This window comes from Pyrococcus horikoshii OT3 (assembly GCF_000011105.1).
GTDB lineage: Archaea > Methanobacteriota_B > Thermococci > Thermococcales > Thermococcaceae > Pyrococcus > Pyrococcus horikoshii.
The window spans coordinates 505,939-530,017 of sequence record NC_000961.1 but is presented as its reverse complement, the minus strand read 5'-3'; the positions used below and the strand labels follow the sequence as shown (position 1 = coordinate 530,017).

The following is a 24,079-nucleotide window of genomic DNA, read 5'->3' as shown; positions in this document are numbered from 1 at the left end:
AACAATGACGAATTGGGAAAGTCTATATGAGAAGGCTCTTGACAAAGTCGAAGCATCAATTAGGAAGGTTAGGGGAGTTCTTCTCGCTTATAACACCAATATAGATGCGATTAAGTACCTAAAAAGGGAGGATCTTGAGAAGAGGATTGAAAAGGTTGGAAAGGAAGAAGTTTTGAGGTATTCGGAGGAGCTACCGAAGGAGATAGAGACGATACCACAGCTTCTCGGTTCCATACTCTGGAGCATTAAAAGGGGAAAAGCAGCTGAACTTTTAGTTGTATCTCGAGAAGTAAGGGAGTACATGAGGAAGTGGGGATGGGATGAGCTCAGGATGGGGGGACAAGTAGGGATAATGGCCAACCTCCTGGGAGGAGTCTATGGAATTCCCGTCATAGCCCATGTCCCCCAGCTTTCAGAACTCCAGGCGAGCCTCTTCCTAGATGGTCCCATATACGTTCCCACGTTTGAGAGAGGGGAGCTTAGGCTTATCCATCCGAGGGAGTTCCGCAAAGGTGAGGAGGACTGCATACACTACATTTACGAATTCCCCAGGAATTTTAAGGTTCTAGACTTTGAAGCCCCTAGGGAAAATAGGTTCATAGGAGCGGCCGATGACTACAATCCGATTCTATACGTAAGGGAGGAATGGATCGAGAGGTTTGAGGAAATAGCAAAGAGATCTGAGCTCGCGATAATAAGCGGCCTTCACCCACTCACCCAGGAAAACCACGGGAAGCCGATAAAGCTAGTTAGAGAGCACTTAAAAATCCTTAATGATTTGGGAATAAGAGCACACTTAGAATTTGCCTTCACGCCGGATGAAGTTGTTAGGCTCGAGATCGTGAAGTTGCTCAAGCACTTTTATAGCGTTGGCCTTAATGAAGTTGAATTAGCCTCCGTCGTTAGCGTAATGGGGGAGAAAGAGTTAGCTGAAAGGATAATATCAAAGGATCCCGCCGACCCAATAGCAGTAATTGAAGGATTACTAAAGCTGATCAAGGAAACGGGAGTGAAGAGGATCCACTTCCATACCTATGGTTATTACTTAGCCCTTACTAGGGAAAAAGGAGAGCACGTTAGGGATGCCCTCCTGTTCTCGGCACTAGCAGCTGCAACGAAAGCCATGAAGGGGAACATAGAGAAGCTCTCCGATATAAGGGAAGGATTGGCGGTACCCATAGGGGAGCAGGGGTTGGAAGTAGAGAAGATCCTTGAAAAGGAGTTCTCACTAAGGGATGGGATAGGGAGCATCGAGGATTACCAGTTAACCTTTATACCAACTAAAGTCGTTAAAAAACCCAAGAGTACAGTTGGAATCGGAGATACGATCTCAAGTTCGGCATTCGTTTCCGAGTTTTCTCTTCACTGATTATTTTTTCGAGAACCGTAATATCCAACGGAAATTCAAATTATGGAGAGGTATTTTCAAAATCTTTAAAGCTCGAAGAAGACCCTACGGGAAAATGTCAAAAAGCGACGAAGATATTTCTGAGCATTCCTCAAGCTTTTACCTTTGAAGCTTCACCCTTTAGGATAGGGTGCAGTATTCGGGTTAAACCGAAAATCATTCTAAATTGGGCCTCGATCGGAGAATATAAGCAGTCAAGACTTGAAGTTCAGTCTCTGGAACGATAACCCCGATCTGCTTTGCGGTAAGGGTAAGAACCGGTGATCGGAGTAGATGATGAGTCGCCCGTAAACCCCTCGTCAATGGTGAGGAGTTAACTCGTTGGAACCTTCGTCATCCACAACGGGGAGGAGCTCAGATTTTTGGCCAATTAAGGTCTCAACTTCCTTTAGATATTTTTCGAGTGGTACAAGATTCTCATTTTTAACGTCTAGCGTGTAGAATCTAACATCTAGAGTTGGGTACATTTGTTTCACAATCCTCATTAGCTCGGCAAACTCTTTTACATGGAGGAATGCTGTAATTGGCTCAACAATGATCCTAACCTTCGCTTGGAGTTGCTCATATTTCCTGAGAGTTTTATGGATCTTTCCAAAGCCCTCTTCAAATAGCGTCTCAAATTCGTAATTTTCGTTGTTAAAGTAGACATCAACGATAACACCATTTCTCGGCTCTTCGGTTCTTATGGTATCCCTTATGAACTTCCAATCCTTCCCCTCGCCTTTTGGCACTATTCCTTTTTCCTCAAGTTGCCTTATAAGCCAGTGAACTATGAATGCTTTTCCCCTTAAATGTTCCTCACTTTCATTCTCCCCAGGTTTAACAATGCCCAGGATATCATAATACTTCTCCTTGAGCTTTACAAGCTTATCCTTATACTTATTTTCACCCACATTAAGGATCGCGTCCATTGAAGCATTTGGAGGTGCTTCTTCCCTCATATTCACAAAGCCAAATAGCAAATCCGCAAGCTTGAGCTTTTCTTTAAATGAGAGCTTTCTTGGTATAACCTCAACAATTTCTGCCCCTAAATGTAGTTTGTTCCATACTATGTCCTTTAAAATGTTCTTATATTCGTTGAAGAGTTCCTCATCCTTCGTGTAGAAGATTACAATCCCCTTCTTCTTTGAGAAAATTGCCCAGAGTCTGTCAGCGAGCATTTCCGCATTAAGCTTAGCCTCAATAGTTTCTTCTCCTTTTCTACTTCTTTTATCTAACTCAATTAAAAATAGTTTTCCCTCGTCGAGCCACTGCTCGATTTCCCTTCTGTTCCACTCATTTATTAAGCTTAGTTTTTTGACATCTGGATACCCACCATGCTTCTCTCTGTAAATCCTCAAAAGTAGGGTTTCAAATGTCTGAATATAGCTGTCGTTTTCATGATCCTTGAAAAGTATTACAAGAGGTTCAATGTTTCTAATCTTTCCAACACCTTTCCCAAATAGGAACTCTAGTGGATCCTTGAGTTTCTCTCCTTTGATCTCTGGTTCTTTATTTCCTACATGAACTTCAACCACTCCTTGAGTAGTTTCCTCCTGGGGTTGGATTAAGTTTGTTACCTTAATATTCTCAGTTTTGACTTGAGCTGAGGACTGAACTAATTGGTTAGATTGGAAAGTTGGGACTTCTATATTTAGAGGAGCCATCTTAAAGGATATTAGAGGCTTCTGAGTAACAAATCTTGGAACAAAGATCTCTCTTTCCTGCTTACTTACCGAGTAATCAACATCAAGCTTTCCTTCTGAGAATTCTATGACTGGCTTTAGAAGCTTGATTTTTGGAATTACAATGGGGAGAATCTTCCTCTCAGTTGAAAAGCTTGTGTCGAGCTTTACACTTACAAACTTAAAAGTTGGAGGGGAAGCTCTAAACCTTGGAACCATTAGAGGAAGTTCTTTTCCCCTCTTTGGATAATCTAAGGCTAATGGTGCCGTTTTAAAAGATATAGCTGATTCTTTTAACTCAATAACAGGAATTTCAACTGGTTCTTCTTTTGAGAATTTTTGAATTTGAGTTTTATCCACTGTGCTCTCTGGGATAGGTGGGGAGGGTTGAGGTGGGGAAGTTGAAGCTTTGCTTTGTTTTTGCTTTTCCTGGGATTTTCTTCTTTCTCTCTCCCTATGTTCTTCGTAGTACTCCTTGAATTCTTTCTTTGACTCTTCTGTCATTATAACCACCACTCTGCGTGTTCTATAAACCTATGGTGGTAGATTAGTATGTCTCGATCCCATTCTTTTGCTATCATTATTTTTGATAATCCCAAGAACAGCCTAGGGCCGACGATGTCGAGGAATTCTGGGAGTGAGCCCATTACTCGTTTATTCCAGGGGGAAAGAGTAAAAATACCCTTAATTTCTGCTTTATACTCTTCCACTACCTCTAATTCCTGAATCTTTGGAGGGTTATATTGGGAAAGCAAGTTCTCAGTAAGAGTTATGTAGTCTCTCCGTAGGTCTTCTGCCTCTGGAGCTACATATGCCACCACTTCTTTAATTTCAGCAGGATAAATGTTTCCTCGTCCTCGTTTCATTATAATTAAATTTTCTGAGAAATTAAAGAACACCCATAATATAATTTGCATCCAGTATATATAATATGCAATTCCATGAATTTCATGTCCCCAGATAGTGTAACTCTCTCGAAGTTCTTTGTTGTTCGTGTTTGGAATGAGTATTGGTTCAAGTCCTAAGAATTCTCTTATTTTTTCAAAGTGTTCTTTCAACTTCGGGTATGCAGTAACTAGGTATCTCCAGTGAATACTTGCTGTGCTTATGATAAAGAACGTGTAATAGTTATGGTTTGCACTAAAGGAAACACAAGCTTTGTAAAACTCCTTTAATATATCTAAAAGCCTATTTGGATCCTGGAGGATTTCACTCACTTTTAATGAGAGTTGGGGCTCAATTTTAGATTTTTGAAGGATTATACTGCTATATTCATTGAGCTGTTTTATCAATCTTAAAAAGTATACCCATTGTTCGTTAATTAGTTTGATTTTAACAACCTCGAATCCTCTCTCTCCTTCTTCGTTCACTGCACTAACGAATTCTTCTGGTTCAACATAAATGCCGAACATGAGCCTGATCAGTTTTGCAAGGCTTCTCTTCTTGTAATTTCCTTTCTCGTCGATTCCGCCAACGAAAAATGGTAAGAGTCTCTCGTCGTTATCTTTCACGGTTTTTAATGATTTCCCAACGTATGGAAGGAGCTCATTCCTAAGCTCTAAGAGAGTTCTTGTGGTTTTGTAAATCGGCACAACATACTCCTTAATGTAATTTTTCCAAGCTTCAATGTCCCAATATCGGAAGTTTGGGATCGTGTCATAGTAACTCTCCATCATCTCTACCACTAATTAGGAGAATATTCTAAAGATTTTTAGCGGTTTCTTTTTGGTTATTCATATTGGTAATATAACTATTAGGGAGGATGACTCCATGAATGAGTTCATTGAAGTAATGGAAGATTATCGAGGTACGAGAGGTGGGATGTATTGGTACGTTGTCGAAAATAATCTCTTTAGGCATATCAGCAAGTATGCGATATCTAAGGAATCGTCGCATAGTACAGTTTACTGGAAGGTACCTCTTGAAAATATTAGGGGAAAATCTCTAATTGAAATCTCCTTTTCCAACTCAGGATATGGGTACGTTAGTGAGTTTGAACCTGAGGCGTTCCTTAATAGTGAACACAGGGGATGGCCTAACTTTGAAGAAAGAAAGTGGATGGGTAGCATAGCTGAAGCTTTGGAAAGGTTTCCTGAATATATGTTTGAAATTGATGAGTGGAGTAGAGATGGGCGAAAACTTAAACAGCTTGTAGATCAATTTAGGAACGTTCTTTCTCGCATGGTAGAGGATGTAAACAACTATTCGAAGAAGTTAGGTTTTAAAATCTTCTTCTCAGAGCATGCTATTAGAACTGAAGAAGCTTTTGAGGAGGGCATCGAAGTATCCCTCTTCGCTTGTCTCTCTAACCCCAGGATGAAGAGTAGGATAAGAGCATTGAAGAACGTGAGGAAGTGGATATACCAACTCTGGGTGCTTAAGTTGCTGACCTCCTTCCCGCCGTGAACGGCGAGGGTTCCAACGATTCAACCCCTCGCCAAGTGCGGGGAGGTTTGAGGGGTCTCATTTTTACTCCTCAACCCCTCTGGCCGGGCCTTCGGCCAGTTACCCCTACCTGCCGTTAAACCCGGCAGGCTCGGGGTTATTGTTTTCACAACCTTCTTCAAAATGTTGAAAGCTCCAACCAAGTCGGCATTAAAGGTAAGCCCCGTCTCGGGACACTTAAATAGTCCTCGAACAAACCTTGCCCCTTGTGGGGCTTCCCGCAAACGGGGCAAAGCTTAGAAGTGAAAGCCTCATCCACAATCAAAACTTGAATACCATACTCTTCCGCAACTTCTCTCAAGCGTTTAATAACGTAATTAAACCGCCAAACGTGGGAGAGGAGGTAATTCTGCTTTTTACCCCTGTTAGAGTTCCTGCTAATGCCTTTTGGATAGCCGACTACAATTCTGGAAACTCCGAGGTGGTAGAGTCTTTCAACAGTTTGCCTTACCGCAGTGTTAATGTAGTGTTTAGCCTGAAGTTTAGCCTTCTCGTGCATTCTGGATAGCTTTCTGCTCTTTTTAGCCCCGGACTTGTTGAGTTTTGACTGGTAATCAGCTATCCTCTCCCTCCAGTAAAAATCAATGCTTTTTAACGGTCTCCCATTCACTAAGAAGCTTTCACCATTCTCAACGTAAACGGCCATTAAGTTATTCACTCCCAAGTCAATTCCCGCTGAGAGGTTACCTAAGGGTTGTCTTGGAACTTCTACCCATTCTCCACCATAAAGTTTCTCCTTCACCGTGTATGAAATGTGAGCATACCACTTTCTTTTGATTGGGTCGTAAGTTATTTCTAACTTTCCCTGTTTGCCCTTGAGATGAATTCTCCCCTTGAATTGAACTTCCAAGCGTTTGAATTTCCCAAGACCCTTGAGGATTAGTTTATTCCCCTCAATCTTGTATTGGTCGTTTCTTAGAATGATTAAGCCCCCTTCCTTAACGTACTCCGGTGGTTTTGGCTTGAACCATTTTGGAAGTTCTCCGTTTCTCTTGCTCCTGATTAGTGAGAAGAATGAACGCCAAGCATCAGCATTCTTCCTACAAATTTGTTGAACAGTTGCTGAGCCGATTTCGGATTTAAACTCTTCATAAACTATCTTCTCGGTTTTGAGGAAATCAACAGGTTTGCCTTCAAAGAATTCTTGCCTGCGAAGGTAGTTCACTTTGTTCCAAGCTTTAGAGCTAATAATGGCTAACTCTTTGAGGGTTTCTTCCTGGGCTTTTGAGGGCTGGAGTTTTACTGTTACTGTTCGCTTCATTTTTCCTCGCTTTCGACTTTTTTAATCCAGAGTTTCATGGCTTCGGTTACCGCAACACCTAAAGCTCCTCTGATTTTTCCGTATTTTCTCTCCACGAGTTCTCTGAACTTCTTTTCGACTTCATCATCAACGGAGACATTAATAACCCCCATACTAGTATGGTTTGATTTAAAAACTTTTCGGCGATGTGCTTTCCTACCCTCAGGCTGGTTTTTCGATTACTGCATCCCCGCCCTAAAGGGCGAGGCTTTCAAAAAGAAAAAGTAATATCTCACTCGGCAGGTGGCGCCGGGGCGGGGATTTGAACCCCGGTGGGACCACGCCCACGGGATCTCGAGTCCCGCGCCTTCCCAGGCTAGGCTACCCCGGCGCTCCATTTTTAAATGCCAATCCAGGCTAAGTATACCTACGCTAGGTATTTAATCTTTATGTTTAAAAAATTCACGAATTAAATCTGGAATTACAGACTTCCCGGCTTAATCCGAAGAAAATCTTATAAAATTGAGTTCTCTAAGTGGTTCGTAAAATCATCTTAAAATACTGTGTGGGTATGGAATATGGTGGAGATCAAGATCGTTTTTGGTAGCTCTGAAAATATGGAGGAGATTCCAGATAACAGTGTTCACTTAGTGGTAACTTCACCACCCTATTATAATGCACCGTTCGATTTCCCAGGGTTGTTCAGTAGCTATGAGGAGTACCTTAACCTACTTAGGAAAGTTGGAAAGGAGTTGATGAGGGTTCTTCAGCCAGGTAGATATGCCTGCTTTGTTACGCAGGATGTTAGGATTGAGGGTAAATTGTACCCAATTGTCTCCGATCTGATACATATAATGGTTCATGAACTTGGATTTGAGTACCAAGATAAGATCATTTGGAGAAAGCCCGAAGGTTACATCAGGATAAGTAGGCGTAGTGGAGTTTTAATCCAGCATCCGTACCCCATGTATTATTACCCGGATAATATATACGAAGAGGTAGTGATCTTCAAGAAACCTGGAAAATTCGATAGATCCGCTGTACCCCCAGAGATCAGGGAAAAGAGTAAGATAAGCATATCAAAGTTCCAGGCCGAGAAGTGGTACCTTTCAGTGTGGGATATAAAAAACGTCCTCCCGCATGAGAAATGGAGTAAGTACACAGCCCCATTCCCAGAGGAACTCGCCGAAAGGCTAATAAGACTCTACAGTTACGTTGGTGAGACAGTTTTAGATCCCTTCCTGGGGTCTGGAACGACGTGCGTTGTTTCCAGAAAGTTGCATCGAAATTGCATAGGGTACGAAATAGACCTAGAGCTTAGGGAGATTATAGAGGAGAGACTCGGCTTAACTACTAAGAGTTTAACAAATTTCATAAAAACGGGAGAGGAGGACAGGGTGGAGATACTCGTTAGACCTGATGCCAAGACACTTAGGAGGAAACTTAGAGAAGAGATAAACAGGAAATTGGAAAATAAAGGTAGGAAGAGTTAATCATCAGTCGGTAGCTTACCTTCATACTTCTTAGTGCTTACCAAGGCCTTGTAAAAATCAAACAAGTCCAAAGCTATATACTGTCTCTTTTCTCTGTGATCGCAATATACAAGTTTACCACGCGCCTTACCTTTTATTTCTGGCTTAAGTATTCCCCTTATAGTTTTAGTTTCCGTAGAGGTTAATTTAACCATGATCTGGGGTCTCTTGCCTGAGATCTTGGCTATTCCAACTTTAGCAAAGGTAGTAATGGATGGATCGTATTCAAGCCTTAATTTTAATTTGCTTAGAGAATCGTTACATGTTGGTGAGCCTGGATATATGTTACAGTGCTCTTTAGCTTTGATTTGAAGATACCTTTGAGCGAGATCGAAGCATCCTAAGCATAAGCTGAAATTCTTGACGTTAACTTTAGCATAATATGTAACTTCCTTGCCCCCTTGCTGCTTTTCACGAATAACCCTTGTTTTATTTTCGAAAGCTGGGATATGTTCCCTTAAAGCGTTAATGAACTCATCTACGTACTTCAAATCAATATAAAACATCACCCAATTCTTCCATTTTTCAGGATTGATGCCTCTAATGGATGTCCTTTCAAGGTGATAATTTTTCACGTCTAGCTCGAATATTATGGAATCGTTGCTTATACTAACATCCACGTAGACCTCTTCTTTAGGTAGTTTAAAACCACGTTTGTTCTCTAAATAAGTTTCTTCCCAACCTAATTGCTCTGGCGAGATTTCAAGCCACTCCGGAGGTATTAACCTCTCAATAGATATAACCCTCCCTCCAAAATCGGAGTATACTATTGGAATTGGCATGCTTACTTTTCTATCTGGGCTCCTGGGTACGTAGAAGCCATTATTTATAAGCTCCTCCTGGATCTCTAGTGAAGCGGGAAAATATATTTGAAGGGAATCAACAAGGTATCTTCCAACCTTATACATTTCCATTCTGATCCCTCTCCATCCCTGCTATTTCCCCTTATTAAGTCTTTAGGTACTAAACCGAAATACTTAACATCTATTGAGGTAACTTCTTGGGGGAGGGAAGATGGCGTTCTTAAAGGTAGTCCCCCTGGAAAAGGCCCTTGAAGTCGTGCAATCCTTCAAAATATCCCCAGGAATTGAGGAAGTCCCCATTGAGAAGGGATTGGGAAGGATAGCTGCCGAGGATATATACTCTCCAATAGACGTTCCTCCCTTTGATAGGGCCACCGTAGATGGCTACGCGGTCAGGGCCGAGGATACGTTCATGGCCAGCGAAGCTAGCCCCGTAAGGCTGAAGGTCATCGGAAGCGTTCATGCAGGTGAAGAACCAAAATTTAAGCTGGGAAAGGGTGAGGCCGCTTACATATCAACTGGGGCCATGCTACCAGGGAACGCTGATGCCGTTATTCAGTTTGAAGATGTGGAAAGGGTAAATGGTGAAATATTAATTTATAAGCCCGCTTATCCTGGGCTCGGGGTTATGAAGAAGGGAATTGACATAGAAAAGGGTAGGTTATTGGTTAAAAAAGGAGAAAGACTGGGATTTAAGCAAACCGCTTTACTATCGGCCGTCGGCATTAATAAGGTAAAGGTCTTCAGAAAGCCCAAGGTTGCGGTGATAAGTACGGGGAATGAGATAGTGCCCCCAGGAAATGAGCTAAAACCAGGCCAAATCTACGATATAAATGGAAGAGCCCTATGCGATGCCATCAATGAGCTTGGAGGAGAGGGAATTTTCATGGGAGTTGCAAGGGATGATAAGGAGAGCTTAAAGGCTTTAATAGAGAAGGCCGTTAACGTCGGCGATGTTGTGGTGATAAGCGGGGGTGCTAGTGGGGGAACGAAGGATTTGACGGCCTCGGTCATAGAGGAGCTTGGTGAGGTTAAGGTTCATGGTATAGCTATTCAACCAGGAAAACCAACTATAATAGGTGTAATAAAGGGAAAACCGGTGTTTGGTCTTCCTGGATATCCTACAAGTTGCCTAACTAACTTTACGTTACTGGTAGTTCCCTTACTCTTAAGAGCATTAGGAAGAGAGGGAAAAATTGGAAAGAAAGTGGCTAGGCTGAAGCACAAGGTGTTCTCGGTTAAGGGTAGGAGACAGTTCTTACCAGTTAAACTTGAAGGTGATTTAGCTGTACCGATTTTGAAGGGAAGTGGTGCAGTAACGAGCTTCATAGATGCTGATGGATTTGTAGAAATTCCGGAAACCGTGGAGAGCTTGGACGAGGGTGAGGAGGTCGAGGTAACACTGTTCAAGGGGTGGTAGGATGAGGGTTAAGGTCAGGTACTTTGCGAGGTTTAGGGACTTAGCTGGGACTGGAGAGGAGGAAATAGAACTCCAGGATGGAGCAACGGTTAGAGATCTAATAGAGGAGATCAAAAAGAGACACGAAAGGTTTAGACGAGAAGTCTTTGGAGAGGAGTACGATGAGGATGCTGACGTTAATATAGCGGTTAATGGTAGGTACGTTAAGTGGGATGAAAAATTGAGAGAGGGGGATATTGTTGGTGTGTTTCCCCCGGTAAGTGGTGGTTAACACTCACAGACCTTCACGTAAACTTCCCTAGTCCTGGGGCCATCAAGCTCCACGAAGAGTATGCTTTGCCAGGTTCCTAGGAGAAGCCTTCCATCTTCAACAGGGATTGTAAGGCTGGGCCCAAGTAGAATTCCCCTTAAATGGGAATGGGCGTTATTGTCTATCCTGTCATGGAAGTAATTCATCCCCTTCGGAACTAACTTGGAAAGGATCTCCTCTATATCCCTTTTTAATCCACTCTCATTTTCATTTATGGTAAGGGCCGTTGTGGTGTGCCTCGTAAAGACCACAACTATTCCACTCTTAACGTTGCTCTCCCTAACTACCCTTTCAACTTCTTTCGTTATGTCGATTATCTCGAATTCCCTGGATGTTCTAATGGTAATACTCTTAATCATTTCGATCCCTCCAAAACTTTTAATAAGGAATTTTTTGCACTTTCTAAATATCTTTCTGCATTTATGCTTTCATTAATCGCTTTCGTCCTTAATATGACTATATCCTCGAAGGCTTGAAGAACGCTTTCATCGACCCTATCCTTTAATAACTTCTTTAAAGTCCAGTATGTCTCCTCTATAATATCATCCCTTATGACTCCATTTTTGGCCATCTTGTCCAGTACCTCAATTAGAAAACTGATCGTTTCTTTTTCTTTCCTTCTTCTCATTAGCAATCCTTTCATAAATCTCCCTCTCCACAGCTTTTATCAAGATCTCAGATGCAAGCTTTGAAGCCAAGTTACGATCTTTAATTTCAAGTACAATGTCAATTGCATCTCCTATTCTTCCCTTGTTAATCAGGTGATAAGCTATAAATCCCAAGGCTATTGATTTTCCTTTTTCTGTTCTTATCCTCCTAAGTAAGGGAACAACTTCTTCAAATTCGTCGAGTCTGAGGAAATACTTAACAGCACCTATTAGTATCTCTTCATTGGATGTTTTCTCCGTGATGGTTTTCACGATGCTTGAAAACCTTTCATCCCCCTCCTCCATGATTTCTATAATTTTCTCCCTTATCTCATCAACAATTTCTGGTGGTAGGGCTTCTATAAAAGCTTGTAGCTGTTTTAAATCTTTGAGGGCCAAGTTATCAAATATCTCCCTAGCTATATCCTCCCTATTGGGCAAACTTTCAAGGATCTCTACCGACTGATTTATAAATCCGTGGATTGCAAAGATGTATGCTAGATCCTCTTTTATATCCCTTCCAGATCTTTTCGCGAGATCCCTTGAAAGCTCTATGATCCCTTCAACACCCTCTCCCTTCCCGCTTCTTAAAAAGAGCAAAAGCTCATTGAGGGCTTGCTTTAACCAATGCTTACTTTTTATATCCCTAATAAGTTCGATCGTTCTCTCGTAACTTCCAAGCAAGAGTAGAGGCCTTATCACCTTGACTATAGCTTCCGAGCGATAAGGTTCATCTTCTATGTGCTCAAGAATAAGCTCTATTTTTCTCCTTTTATAAATCGGATTTATATCCTTCTTTTCTAGTTCTTCTAGTGTTCTCGAGAGAATCTCCAAGAGCTTCGTGTTCCTCAATTTTTTCTCACTTATTTCAACGGCATAAAATAGGGCATCCTCTAGATTGCCGAGAGAAAGTAAATAATCAACGGCCTCCCCTATAATTTGATCCCTTAGCTCTTTTGGTAAAACCTCTGAGTAACTGATTGCTTCTCTAAAGGCTTTCCTTGCAGATTTTAAACCGGTAAGTCCGCTTAGGTATCCTATGTATATTAAGGCCCTTATCAAGGTGTAAGGATCCTCTATCCTTGTTAGTTCGGAAAGGGCTAACTTGAACGCCTTCTCATACCTTGGATCATTTACCCTTGCAAGGGTAACCCCAATTCTCCCATAGGTAATTACCCGAATGTACGGATCTGGAATTGAGCTAACGGATGCCAGAACTTCATCGATAATCATCGCTTATCACCGATGTTATTTAACTCAATACTGGCAGAATTAGGGGTTAGTAACTAATTAATTTTTCGGCTGTTTTTCAATCTTCTCTATTATAGTTTTAATGTTTTCTATTCCAGGATTTACATTATCCTTGTCAATTTCAACCCAGAAAGTATTACTTAACTCGCCAAATCGTTTCATAAGCTCGCCAAATAATGCACCAGAACCCTTTACAAGATTTAAACCTGCAACCTTAATAATATCCTTATATCTAGAAATCCTCTCGTTCTTTTTCATGTAAAAGAATTCCTGAATTTTGGTTAGAGGGTAATTATCTGGATCGCTGGATGTTGTCGTGTAGACTCCGCAGGTTGGGGAGCCTTTAACTCCAACGAAAATTATTGCATCAGGTTTTTCTTCGGTTATGACCCTCCCTATAAAATCCGCTATATCCTGAATAACACGCTTAATTCCTAGCTTTTCAAAAACTTCCCTACTCATGGGAGGTCTTGGCCACTTGAGAAGCTCAAACTCAGGGCAAGGATAAGCCAAGATATGCCAATCTTCAGGTAATGAGGAGATAAGCTTCCTAACCTCTATCGCGGTCCTGTACTCTTTATCCTTTGGCCCCCTATAAACGTAGAAGGGAGTTAATAAGCACGGAGCTACCACGATGAGCTTCATCACTTTCACCAGAATAAAAATGGGAAAAGGCGAGGTTACTTCTTAAGCTTCTCGCACTTCTTAACCCACTCTTCAAGGATATCCTTAAGCTTAGGTTGCCCTATCTCCTCGAGCTCATACTTGACTCTAACCGCGGGCTTGTTGAGGTTCATGAATCTTCTTAGGTCAACTGGGGTTCCCATTATAACTACATCTGCATCGGCCCTGTTGATGGTTTCCTCGAGCTCCTTGATCTGCTTCTTACCGTAACCCATTGCTGGTAGTATGTTGCTTAGGTGTGGATACTTCTTGTAGGTCTCAATTATTGAACCGACTGCATAAGGTCTTGGATCGACGATCTCCTTGGCTCCAAACTTCTTTGCTGCTATGTATCCAGCACCGTAGCTCATTCCACCGTGAGTTAGTGTTGGACCATCTTCAATGACCAGAACCCTCTTACCCTTGATTAACTCCGGCTTGTCAACGAAGATTGGAGATGCCGCTTCAATAACTATTGCGTTCGGGTTAACCTTTTCAATGTTCTCCCTTATCTTCTGAACGTTTTCTGGGTAAGCAGTGTCGATCTTGTTTATAATTATCACGTCGGCACTTCTGAAGTTAGTTTCTCCTGGGTGGTGGGTTAGTTCGTGCCCTGGCCTGTGTGGATCCGTGACGACTATCCAGAGATCTGGCTTATAGAATGGGAAGTCGTTGTTTCCTCCATCCCAAAGGATTATGTCAGCTTCCTTCTCAGCTTCGCGAAGTATCTTTTCGTAGTCAACTCCAGCGTAGACCACCATTCCCCTCTCTATGTAGGGTTCGTACTCTTCTCTCTCCTCGATGGTGCACTCATACCTGTCTAGATCCTCAAAGCTCGCGAACCTCTGAACGATTTGCTTTCTAAGATCCCCATAGGGCATTGGGTGTCTAATTACTGCGACTTTGTATCCCATCTCCTGTAGGAGTTGGGCAACCTTCCTCGAGGTTTGGCTCTTTCCACATCCAGTTCTTACGGCCGTTACTGCGACAACGGGCTTTTTGCTCTCGATCATTGTTGACTTTGGACCTAGAAGCCAGAAGTCAGCTCCAGCCGAGTGAGCTCTGCTTGCAAGATGCATAACATGCTCGTGAGAGACATCAGAGTAAGCGAAAACAACTATATCAACATCCTTCTCCTTTATTATCTTCTCAAGGTCATCCTCAGGTAGGATTGGAATTCCATTCGGATAAAGCTCTCCAGCTAGTTCCGGTGGGTAAATTCTCCCCTCAATGTCTGGAATTTGGGTTGCAGTAAAGGCGACTACCTCGTATTCTGGATTGTTTCTAAAGAACACGTTGAAGTTGTGGAAGTCTCTTCCGGCCGCACCTAGAATTACTACCCTCTTTCTCCTCTTCTCGGCCATTTTTATCCCTCCTTCCCTTTTAGTCACAAAAATTTCAATTTTTGCATTTATAACAATTTTTGTTTAATAGGGAAAATTTTTACCTGAAATTTTTCAATAAAATTCTTAAAACTTCAAAAATTCATTCGAGAAATCTTAGATATTCTCAGATAATCTCGCGGAGTATACATTTGGAAATTTCCTCCATGGTAAACCTTTTATTATAACGCTTCGATTGCCGTTTGATGGCAAATATTGAAAAAGCCAGGGAAGAGATACTGAGTGGGAGTATCGAGAAAACGCTAATTAGATTAGCTTATCCCTTGATAATAAATAACTTAGTCCAGGTAATGTACAATCTAACGGATACATTTTGGTTAGCCAAGCTGGGAAGGGCCGAATTATCGGCCCCAGGAACCGTATGGCCCTTGTTGTGGTTCATGATAAGTATTGGTTCCGGATTCGCTGTTGCCGGATTTGCCATGGTCAGCCAATATGTTGGGGCTGGAGAGTATAAAAAGGCAAGCAAAGTTGCTGGCTCACTTTATTCTCTTCTCTTAGCACTTTCAACTATTATAGCCTTCCTTGGAATATTGATCTCTCCACTCGCCCTAAAATTCATAAAAGTGACCCCTGATGTTTACCCCTATGCTTTAAAGTATATGAAAATTGTATTTGGCGGAATCCCCATAGCCCTAACGCTTTACGCTTTCAATTTTATTTTAAGGGCCGTGGGAGATACTAAAACCCCCGTAAAGGTTAACATTCTCACCATACTCTTAAACATAATCCTAGATCCAGTTTTCATATTTGGACTAAACTACGGGGTTTTGGGGGCGGCCCTTGCAACTGTAATCTCTGAAGGTACTGGTTCAGTTATAGGCGGCTACCTGCTCTTCACTGGAAGGGTTAGCATAAAGCTAAGCTTAGAAGATTTAAGTCCCGATATTAAGCTTTACATTAAGACGTTTAAAATAGGATTACCAGCAAGCATAAGTGAATCCACGAACTCCTTTGGCTTCGTCCTTCTCAATAGGATAATATACACATATGGAACCGTTGCATTCGCAACTTATACTATAACGAACAGATTAACTAACTTCATGTTCGCCTTCGCAGATGGGATCAGTCAAGCAATGGGGACTATGGTTGGTCAGAATGTTGGTGCTGAAAAATATGAGAGGGCTAAGGAGATAGCCATTAAAGCGATGCTCACTAATTTCCTCATACTCATTTTTGGAACGATGCTTTTCATAATTTTCAGGGAAGAGATATTTAGATTCTTCATTAATGACCCAGGAATATTGAAGGAAAGTGAGAAAGTTGTGAAATACTTTGCGGCCTCATTTCCATTCTTTGGAATCTTCAGTGCAGTAACTAATGTCTTCGCTTCCGCGGGTCATACAAAGAAGAATCTCACTCTTGGTTTGATAAGGTTGTGGGGATTAAGGATACCTCTAAGTTACTACCTTGGAAAAACCCTGAAAGATAGCGCGGGAGTATGGATAGGAATGGGACTTAGCAATGTCATTGCGGCATTAGTTGGATTTTTATGGTTCTTAAAGGGGAGCTGGATGAGGAGGATAGTGGAATGAGTATAGAGAAGGCTAAAATGATGAGAAAGGAAATCTTAGAAGGTCCAATAGAGGGGACCCTTTTTAAGTTAGCTTGGCCAATAATAATCAACAATTTGATACAGGTACTGTATAACATAACAGATACTTTTTGGCTTGGAAAGCTTGGTAGGGCCGCTTTGTCAGCTCCTGGCGTTTCCTGGCCGATAATAGGAACTTTAATGGCCCTTGGAATCGGCTTCACTATGGCTGGTTTCTCAATAGTTGGACAATACATAGGGGCCGGAAACTTTGAAAAAGCTAATAGATCGGCCGGAGCTCTATTTTCTTTGATAATCTTCTTCTCAACGGCCTCCGCAATTTTGAGCATTCTAATCCTACCCTATGCTCTTTCATTTATGCACGTTACTTCCTCAATTAGACCCTACGCGTACAAATATTCCTTGATAATATTTGCTGGCGTTCCTATGTCCTTCTTATTCATGACTTTCAACGTATTAATGAGGGCCATTGGGGATACGAGAACACCAGTAAAGATAAGCCTCATCACGGTTTTCCTTAATATTATCCTCGATCCTATCTTCATATTCATCCTTAACCTTGGTGTTGAAGGGGCTGCATTGGCTACCGTTCTCTCGAATTCGGTTGGAACTGTAATTGGGGTCAGGATCCTAACGAGTGGGAGAGCTGGCCTTAAGATTTCACGCGAAAACCTCAAACCAGATTGGAAGTTTTACTCTAAGATCGTTAGAATTGGCCTTCCCTCAAGCATAGGTCAGTCCGCGAATTCCTTCGGCTTCGTTGTGCTAACGAGGATCATAATGGGCTTTGGAGATGTAACTTATGCAGCCTACGTAATAACAACTAGACTAGTTAATTTCATAACAAGCATTTCCAGGGGAATAAGCATGGCCATGAGCACGATGGTTGCCCAGAACATTGGTGCTGAAAACTATGAGAGAGCCAAGGTTATAGCGGAAAGGACAATGGTGATTAACTTCCTAATAGCAGGGATTGCCGTCTTAATAATCGGGATCTTCAGGGTCCCAATATTCAAGGTGTTCCTCAATGATCCAATGGTTATAGCGGAAAGTAAGATAGTGCTCGAGTACTTTCTAATTTCGGTACCCTTCTTTAACGGTATATTCGTAGTCGTTACGGGAGCTTTCTCATCCTCTGGCCATACAGTCAAGAGCATGATAATGAGCATGCTTAGACTTTGGGGATTTAGAATACCCCTAAGCTATGTTTTCGGCTATGTTCCCACCTTTGCTAAGCTTTTTGGATTCACAAGTAGGGGAGTATTTTTTGGGATGGGGCTGAGTAACTTTTTAGCTGCAATAGTAGGCTTAGCATGGTTCCTAAAGGGTAGCTGGATGAGGAAGATTATAGAGTAACTTAGGTGAGGAATCATGTATAGTATTGAAGTTAGAACGCACTCAGCTCTTCATGTTGTGAAGGGAGCCGTGGTTAAAGTTCTCGGAAGCGAAGCTAAGTGGACTTACTCTACCTACGTGAAGGGAAACAAGGGAGTTTTAATAGTAAAATTCGATAGGAAGCCTAGTGATGAGGAAATTAGGGAAATAGAGAGGTTAGCAAACGAGAAAGTAAAAGAAAATGCCCCAATTAAGATCTATGAGCTTCCCAGGGAGGAAGCAGAGAAGATGTTCGGGGAGGATATGTACGATCTATTTCCCGTCCCTGAGGATGTAAGAATACTGAAGGTTGTCGTTATAGAGGATTGGAATGTTAACGCATGTAATAAAGAGCACACCAAAACAACGGGCGAGATTGGCCCAATAAAGATTAGAAAGGTTAGATTTAGGAAAAGTAAAGGATTACTAGAGATCCACTTTGAACTTCTAGAACTTGAGAACCCTAGCTAGTACTATGAGGGGATCCCAAACTGGTGCAAACGGTGGAGCATAGGCTAGATCCGTGAAGAATGCATCCTTTGTCGTGAACCCAGCCATGAGCATAGCTGCAGCTGTGTCTATCCTAGGTAGTATGTCAGATCCTACAACCTGAACTCCGAGGAGTCTATTAGTCTCGTTATCCACCACACCCTTCAACCAGATCTCTCTTCCTCCAGGATAATAGTGTGGCCTTGTTGAGGCTTTTATAAATGCCGTTCTAACGTCGTAACCCTCCTTCAATGCTTCCATCTCTGTCAATCCAGTCTTTCCTATCTCTACATCCATGAACTTAGTTACAGCTGTTCCTAGCACTCCTGGGAAGTGCAGTTCCTTACCTGCTATGTTGGAACCTGCAACGTAACCCATCTTGTTTCCTGCGGGAGCTAGCGGTACCCACACTCTTCTCCCTGTTATTACATGCCTAGTCTCCGCAACGTCTCCCGCAGCATAAACGTTTTCCACGCTCGTTTGCATTTTCTCATTTGTCCATATTGCACCGGTTTCCCCAATTCTAACTCCAAGTTGCTTAGCTAGCTCTATGTTCGGCTTTATTCCAGTAGCTAAGATCACGAGCTCAGCTTTGTACTCTCCAGCATCCGTAACGACCTTCTCAACCCTTTCCTCTCCTTCAATCTTCATAGTAATCTCCTGCAGTCTTAGATTTACATGCTTCTTCAGCTTCTCCTCTAAAATATCAGTTACTTCCTTGTCAAAGGATCTCCTGAGAACTCTTTCCCCCCTCACTATCATCGTAACATTCTTTCCCTGGGCCGCAAATGCTTCGGCCATCTCAATTCCTATGTATCCTCCTCCAATAATTACAACGTTTTCAACCTTGTACTTTTCCATGTACTCCCTTATCGCCAAGGCGTCAGGGGGAAGATCTGCCGTAAATACTCCCTTGAGGTTAACTCCTTCAATAGCGGGAACCTGCGGAGAAGCCCCATTGGCAAAGACCAGGTAATCCCACTCGTAGCTTTTTTCTCCTCCGTTCTCCCTAACCCTAACGTATCCCGTGTCAACTTCTATGACCTCAGCGTTTAAGTGAAGATCTATCCCCCTTTTCTTTATGAACACCTCCGGTGGATAGTACATCAACTTATCGGGAGTAGATAAGCCCTCAACAACGTAAGGAATTCCACATGGGGCATGGCTCACCCATTCAGTGGCTTCAAAAACCTTGACATCCCATTCGGGCTTTAACCTTTTTACACGTGAAGCAGCACTCATTCCGGCCGCTCCACCGCCAATTATGACGACCTTTTTCTTCATGTTCTCACCCATCCCTGGTTTAAAAACCTTCAGTTAAAAATTTTTAAGAAGATTTAAATGCCAGGGAAAGCTTTGCCTGCTCTAAAATATTCCCTCCCTCTCGATTTCAATATCAACTAAGCGCTTGGGTTCCTCTCCAATTCTCCCCTAGTACGAGAAGCTCCTTGCACCCTTTAATTAAACTCAAGAAGGTCCCCCCATGATCATGAACCCTTCTACCTGTCTTCAAAACTAACTGCAGAGCAACCTCTTGCTATCTTCATAATCGACGAATGCTTTTTATTGCTTTTTGCTAAACTCTAAAAAAGGTGAGAAGGATGAAGCTTCCCTCCCATAAAACAAAGATTGTCGCAACGATAGGGCCGGCAACTAACTCGAAAAAAATGATCAAAAAATTAATTGAAGCTGGCATGAACGTTGCAAGAATAAACTTTTCTCATGGCACATTCGAAGAGCATGCAAAGATCATAGAGATGGTGAGGGAACAGTCACAGAAGTTAGATAGGAGAGTTGCAATATTAGCCGACCTTCCCGGACTGAAGATTAGGGTTGGGGAGATAAAGGGGGGATATGTGGAACTTGAAAGAGGGGAGAAAGTTACTTTGACAACAAAAGATATTGAGGGAGATGAAACAACGATCCCCGTAGAATATAAGGATTTCCCAAAGCTTGTATCTAAGGGAGATGTGATATACCTAAGCGATGGCTATATAGTGTTAAGAGTCGAAGATGTAAAGGAGAATGAAGTTGAAGCAGTAGTTATTTCTGGTGGAAAACTCTTCTCGAGGAAAGGGATAAACATTCCAAAGGCCTATCTTCCCGTTGAAGCTATAACTCCAAGAGATATAGAGATAATGAAGTTCGCAATCGAACATGGCGTCGATGCAATAGGACTCAGCTTTGTTGGAAACGTTTACGATGTACTAAAAGCGAAGAGCTTTTTGGAGAGAAATGGCGCAGGTGACACCTTCGTTATAGCTAAGATCGAAAGACCCGATGCTGTTAGAAACTTCAATGAAATTCTAAATGCCGCTGACGGGATTATGATAGCCAGGGGTGATCTAGGGGTTGAGATGCCAATAGAACAACTTCCAATTCTCCAGAAGAGGTTAATTAGGAAAGCCAACATGGAAGGAAAGCCTGTAATTACGGCAACCCAGATGCTCGTTTCCATGACAATGGAAAAAGTCCCAACAAGAGCTGAAGTTACAGACGTTGCCAATGCAATACTAGATGGAACCGATGCCGTTATGTTGTCTGAAGAAACAGCAGTTGGAAAATTCCCGATTGAGGCCGTCGAGATGATGGCAAGGATAGCGAAAGTAACTGAGGAATATAGGGAAAGCTTTGGGATAACCAGAATGCGAGAGTTCCTGGAAGGAACGAAGAGGGGAACGATAAAGGAGGCGATAACCAGGAGTATCATTGATGCCATCTGCACTATAGGTATAAAGTTCATATTGACGCCAACTAAAACGGGTAGAACGGCAAGATTGATCTCCAGATTTAAGCCAAAGCAGTGGATACTTGCATTCTCTACGAGGGAGAAAGTTTGCAATAACCTAATGTTCAGCTATGGAGTGTATCCATTCTGTATGGAGGAAGGGTTCAATGAGAATGACATTGTTAGGTTAATAAAGGGACTAGGATTGGTTGGAAGCGATGACATAGTTTTGATGACGGAAGGTAAGCCGATAGAGAAAACCGTTGGGACTAATTCAATAAAGATATTCCAAATAGCGTGAGGTGGTTAAGGTGAAGATCTACTATAAGGATAGAGAATGGCCACCGGAGTATAGGAAGGTTCTCGAAAAAATGAAGGAAATAATAGACCCCGTAACAGGGGAGAGCATATTAGATTCAGGGGTTTTAGCTGGATTGGAGGTAAAAGGTGATACATTGAAAGTTTGGCTCAAATTCGAAAGCAACGCTGAATACAATATCCTGGGTAGTGCGGCCATGGCATACTCGAAAATCGTCGGTGATATCATGGAGAAATTCGCACTAGTAATGTTCGATAAAGTTTACGTTTACGACTTAGGGAACAACCCAATTGGAATTTTTGAGAATAAAGGAAACGGAAGAAAATAGGTTTTTAAGAAATTCATCCAAGATAAGGATCTTGGAGGTAACGATATGGAAGTTGAGGGAGGGCTTCCCCTATATAAAATGGCCGAGTTTTCTCTTGAAGAATTGCTAGGAATGGCAATAAAATCCGAGATCGGAGCTCAAAAATTCTATGAGAGCTTAGCGAAGCATGTAGATTCCAAACCTTTGAAGGAGAAAATAGAATGGCTGGCCGGGGAAGAAAAGAGGCATGAAATACTATTAAGAAAGCTTTATTCAGAAATGTTTCCTGGAAAAGAGATTGTATTCCCGAAGGAACATATAGGCCCGGAGCTTCAACCGGTTGCTGAAGAACTCAAGGGTATCCAGAATATAATCGATCTGATTAGATTGGCAATGAGGGCCGAGGAGATCGCCTCAGAGTTCTATTCTAAATTAGAGGAGATGGTTGAAGATGACAAGAAAAAGAAGCTCATGAGATACCTAAGTGATATGGAAAAAGGCCATTACTATACCCTAAGGGCCGAATACGAGTTATTACTTGATTGGGAGATGTATAGCCAAATGATGCATATAGGCCCATGATCTTTCAACATTTATCCCATTTCATTAACTGTTTTGAGATTCTTCGTAACCCCCTCATCTCCACATTTAATAACTCAGCGCATAGAAGGGGAGTATACAGAAAGCCCTTAAAATTCTCAAAGGTAGGGAAGGCGTTGAGAGAGGTTTTTCAGCTAAATCTCTCGCTAAGGTAGTCTCCAAGGAGAAGATTGGAAGAACATTCCATTAACAACCAATACTGGATCACACCCTTATTGAACTCTTAAACGCTATTTGAAAAGCTGTAATTCAAAAAAGCTCTAAAATACCCAGGCAAAGACTTGTTGCTCTTCGAAACATAATGTAGAGACAGCATTAAAAGAAAGTTGGCCTCCCACTCCCCGTCATCTCAAAAAAGAAGCCGCCAAAAGAACAGTCCCCTTCAAGGCTTAATGCTATGACATGTTTAGTTAATTTTGATTAACTAAAATGGTAACATTTAAGTAAATTATAATTAACTAAAATTGGGCGATAAGATGGAGGAGTATATCAGAAGAATACTAACCCTAGGGAGAAAGAGGCTAGAGAAGTTCGCGCTCAAAGGGGGAAAACCTCTACCCGAAAGGCCCTTAATAGTAAAGCTGATGGAAGAGATTCGAGGGTTCCTTGGATCTGGTGAGAATAGAGTGATCCTATTGTACGGGCTTAGGGGTGTAGGAAAGACCACGATGCTGGCCCAGCTCTACCTTAAGCTGATCGGGGAGGTAAGCGGTGAAAGGATTCTTTATGCTTCGGTAGACGAGATTAAGATGCTCGGCTACCGATTAAAGGATGTTTTTGAATCCTACGAGCATATCATAGGAGAGAGACTTGAGGAGCTAAGAGAGCCAACAATTTTCCTCTTGGATGAGGTTCACTACGATGAGGAGTGGGATTTAGCCCTTAAAGTAGCCTACGACAGGGCAAGGAACCTGATGATAGTAGCCACGGGTTCCTCTGCAATCGAACTGAAGCTGAGTACCGATTTAGCAAGAAGGGCGAAGAGGTTCCACATTACTCCCCTAACTTTCACCGAGTACCTCCTCCTGAAAGGCATTCGCGTGAATGAAGAAGTGAAAAAGGTTCTAAAGCGACTCCTACTGGCGGGAGAAGTCGAAGGAATTGAGGAGGAAATAAGGAAGACATTCCTAACCTTTGACCCGATTGAGGTTGAAAGGTATCTCCTTTATGGCTCGCTCCCCTTAGCATTATCTTCCAGGGAACCGCTTGAGGAAACATACTCGATAGTGGAAAGGATAATCCGATGGGATCTCGCTAAGATGGGCTTCTCCCAGGAGGTTCTTGAAAAGGCCTTTTTACTAATGCTTATGCTAGCCTCTGGTGAAGCCCTTAACTATGACAGATTAACGTCTCGTCTTGGAATTTCCAGACCAGTCCTAGCTAAGCTTCTGTCAGCTTTTGAAAACCTTGAAGTTATATTCCCGGTCAGAGCTTATGGATCTCTTGGAAAAGCAATCAGGAAGACCCCAAAGTACAAGTTCCTCGCACCTGTCATCAGGACTTCGATACTCAACCACTTTGGCCTCCTTGAGGTTAATGAGAAGATCCTCGGGAACCTCCTTGAGGATGTGGTTGCCCTTTACTTATACATTATAGCGAGAGAACTCTCAGGTTCGGTAACTTATGATGCTGAAAAGGGTGGTGCCGACTTTATTCTGACGACTCCCATCGGGAGGATCGTTCTTGAGGTTGGGTGGGGCAAGAAAGGCAAAGAACAGGTGAAGAGGACGATGAAAAAGATAGGAGCCGAGAGAGGAATCATCATTCACGGTGGAGATTTCAGGGAGAAGAATGGAGTGATATGGCTCCCAAAGGAATGGTTCCTCCTAATGCTTTGATAGTAAGTTAGGAGCTTGCATCAATTTAAAAAGGGAAAGCTTTCAAGTTAAGGGATCTTTTCACAGTTCACAATTTTTTAATC

The 24,079-nt window shown here is 42.2% G+C and carries 22 protein-coding genes, 1 tRNA gene and 1 pseudogene; 12 read left to right on the top strand and 12 right to left on the bottom strand.

Features of this window, described 5'->3' with window-relative positions; translation table 11 throughout:
* The first annotated feature begins 4 nt into the window (after positions 1-4).
* Positions 5-1,369: an ADP-specific glucokinase gene (locus tag PH_RS02770; protein ID WP_048053171.1), complete on the top strand. Its 1,365-nt coding sequence runs from the start codon at positions 5-7 to the stop codon at positions 1,367-1,369.
* Positions 1,370-1,707: 338 nt separating this feature from the next.
* Here the strand turns inward: PH_RS02770 and PH_RS02765 are convergent, their stop codons facing one another.
* On the bottom strand, positions 1,708-3,576 hold the full coding sequence (locus PH_RS02765) for a hypothetical protein (protein ID WP_048053170.1): 1,869 nt from the start codon (positions 3,574-3,576) through the stop codon (positions 1,708-1,710).
* Complete coding sequence (locus PH_RS02760) at positions 3,576-4,748, bottom strand: hypothetical protein (protein WP_048053169.1); 1,173 nt, start codon at positions 4,746-4,748, stop codon at positions 3,576-3,578. The genes PH_RS02765 and PH_RS02760 overlap by 1 nt, the downstream gene beginning before the upstream one ends.
* Before the next feature lie 94 nt (positions 4,749-4,842).
* Between PH_RS02760 and PH_RS02755 the strand changes: the two genes are divergently transcribed.
* Positions 4,843-5,478, top strand: coding sequence for a hypothetical protein (locus PH_RS02755; protein ID WP_010884687.1), 636 nt, complete (start codon positions 4,843-4,845; stop codon positions 5,476-5,478).
* A 20-nt stretch (positions 5,479-5,498) separates the two neighbouring features.
* Here PH_RS02755 and PH_RS02750 read toward each other — a convergent pair.
* From PH_RS02750 to PH_RS02745, 3 genes and pseudogenes are all read right to left on the bottom strand, one after another.
* Positions 5,499-6,778: pseudogene (locus PH_RS02750) on the bottom strand (RNA-guided endonuclease InsQ/TnpB family protein).
* Complete coding sequence (locus tag PH_RS09865; protein WP_010884685.1) at positions 6,775-6,930, bottom strand: hypothetical protein; 156 nt, start codon at positions 6,928-6,930, stop codon at positions 6,775-6,777. The pseudogene PH_RS02750 and the gene PH_RS09865 overlap by 4 nt, the downstream one beginning before the upstream one ends.
* Before the next feature lie 131 nt (positions 6,931-7,061).
* Positions 7,062-7,148, bottom strand: a tRNA-Ser gene (locus PH_RS02745).
* 187 nt (positions 7,149-7,335) lie between these two features.
* On the opposite strand from PH_RS02745, the gene PH_RS02740 reads away from it, so the two are divergent.
* Entirely contained in the window at positions 7,336-8,250 is a 915-nt protein-coding gene (locus PH_RS02740) for a DNA-methyltransferase (protein ID WP_048053168.1), read from the top strand.
* On the opposite strand, the gene PH_RS02735 is transcribed toward PH_RS02740, so the two are convergent.
* Positions 8,247-9,203 carry a hypothetical protein gene (locus PH_RS02735; protein ID WP_010884683.1) on the bottom strand — a complete coding sequence of 319 codons (957 nt, stop codon included), beginning with the start codon at positions 9,201-9,203 and terminating at the stop codon, positions 8,247-8,249. The two genes, PH_RS02740 and PH_RS02735, sit on opposite strands and share 4 nt — an antisense overlap.
* A gap of 100 nt (positions 9,204-9,303) precedes the next feature.
* On the opposite strand from PH_RS02735, the gene glp reads away from it, so the two are divergent.
* Both glp and PH_RS02725 read left to right on the top strand, forming a co-directional pair.
* A complete protein-coding gene (glp, locus tag PH_RS02730; RefSeq protein WP_010884682.1) occupies positions 9,304-10,512 on the top strand; it encodes a molybdenum cofactor synthesis domain-containing protein in 1,209 nt (402 codons plus the stop codon).
* Position 10,513: 1 nt separating this feature from the next.
* On the top strand, positions 10,514-10,783 hold the full coding sequence (locus tag PH_RS02725) for a ubiquitin-like small modifier protein 1 (RefSeq protein ID WP_010884681.1): 270 nt from the start codon (positions 10,514-10,516) through the stop codon (positions 10,781-10,783).
* On the opposite strand, the gene PH_RS02720 is transcribed toward PH_RS02725, so the two are convergent.
* From PH_RS02720 to PH_RS02700, 5 genes are read right to left on the bottom strand one after another with little or no spacing between them, the layout of a single operon-like run.
* The gene (locus PH_RS02720; protein ID WP_010884680.1) at positions 10,780-11,181 is read right to left on the bottom strand and encodes a secondary thiamine-phosphate synthase enzyme YjbQ; all 402 of its coding nucleotides are present in this window, start codon (positions 11,179-11,181) and stop codon (positions 10,780-10,782) included. The genes PH_RS02725 and PH_RS02720 overlap by 4 nt on opposite strands.
* On the bottom strand, positions 11,178-11,465 hold the full coding sequence (locus tag PH_RS02715) for a hypothetical protein (RefSeq protein ID WP_048053167.1): 288 nt from the start codon (positions 11,463-11,465) through the stop codon (positions 11,178-11,180). Before PH_RS02715 ends, PH_RS02720 begins: the two co-directional genes overlap by 4 nt.
* The gene (locus tag PH_RS02710; protein ID WP_010884678.1) at positions 11,407-12,702 is read right to left on the bottom strand and encodes a hypothetical protein; all 1,296 of its coding nucleotides are present in this window, start codon (positions 12,700-12,702) and stop codon (positions 11,407-11,409) included. Before PH_RS02710 ends, PH_RS02715 begins: the two co-directional genes overlap by 59 nt.
* A gap of 57 nt (positions 12,703-12,759) precedes the next feature.
* Entirely contained in the window at positions 12,760-13,365 is a 606-nt protein-coding gene (locus tag PH_RS02705; RefSeq protein WP_048053166.1) for a DUF523 domain-containing protein, read from the bottom strand.
* Positions 13,366-13,400: 35 nt separating this feature from the next.
* Complete coding sequence (locus PH_RS02700) at positions 13,401-14,747, bottom strand: cyclic 2,3-diphosphoglycerate synthase (RefSeq protein WP_048053165.1); 1,347 nt, start codon at positions 14,745-14,747, stop codon at positions 13,401-13,403.
* 224 nt (positions 14,748-14,971) lie between these two features.
* On the opposite strand from PH_RS02700, the gene PH_RS02695 reads away from it, so the two are divergent.
* From PH_RS02695 to alaXS, 3 genes are read left to right on the top strand one after another with little or no spacing between them, the layout of a single operon-like run.
* Complete coding sequence (locus PH_RS02695) at positions 14,972-16,321, top strand: MATE family efflux transporter (RefSeq protein ID WP_010884675.1); 1,350 nt, start codon at positions 14,972-14,974, stop codon at positions 16,319-16,321.
* Entirely contained in the window at positions 16,318-17,697 is a 1,380-nt protein-coding gene (locus PH_RS02690) for an MATE family efflux transporter (RefSeq protein ID WP_048053556.1), read from the top strand. Before PH_RS02695 ends, PH_RS02690 begins: the two co-directional genes overlap by 4 nt.
* A gap of 15 nt (positions 17,698-17,712) precedes the next feature.
* A complete protein-coding gene (gene alaXS, locus PH_RS02685; protein ID WP_010884673.1) occupies positions 17,713-18,186 on the top strand; it encodes an alanyl-tRNA editing protein AlaX-S in 474 nt (157 codons plus the stop codon).
* On the opposite strand, the gene cdr is transcribed toward alaXS, so the two are convergent.
* The gene (cdr, locus tag PH_RS02680; protein WP_048053164.1) at positions 18,163-19,488 is read right to left on the bottom strand and encodes a CoA-disulfide reductase; all 1,326 of its coding nucleotides are present in this window, start codon (positions 19,486-19,488) and stop codon (positions 18,163-18,165) included. The two genes, alaXS and cdr, sit on opposite strands and share 24 nt — an antisense overlap.
* 317 nt (positions 19,489-19,805) lie before the next feature.
* On the opposite strand from cdr, the gene pyk reads away from it, so the two are divergent.
* The 4 genes from pyk to PH_RS02660 all read left to right on the top strand — a co-directional run bounded on the left by pyk (position 19,806) and on the right by PH_RS02660 (position 23,996).
* A complete protein-coding gene (gene pyk / locus PH_RS02675) occupies positions 19,806-21,233 on the top strand; it encodes a pyruvate kinase (RefSeq protein WP_010884671.1) in 1,428 nt (475 codons plus the stop codon).
* Positions 21,234-21,243: 10 nt separating this feature from the next.
* Positions 21,244-21,579, top strand: coding sequence for an iron-sulfur cluster assembly protein (locus PH_RS02670; RefSeq protein WP_048053163.1), 336 nt, complete (start codon positions 21,244-21,246; stop codon positions 21,577-21,579).
* A gap of 45 nt (positions 21,580-21,624) precedes the next feature.
* Positions 21,625-22,140 carry a ferritin family protein gene (locus tag PH_RS02665; RefSeq protein ID WP_048053162.1) on the top strand — a complete coding sequence of 172 codons (516 nt, stop codon included), beginning with the start codon at positions 21,625-21,627 and terminating at the stop codon, positions 22,138-22,140.
* Positions 22,141-22,634: 494 nt separating this feature from the next.
* Complete coding sequence (locus PH_RS02660) at positions 22,635-23,996, top strand: ATP-binding protein (RefSeq protein WP_010884668.1); 1,362 nt, start codon at positions 22,635-22,637, stop codon at positions 23,994-23,996.
* Positions 23,997-24,079: the final 83 nt, after the last annotated feature.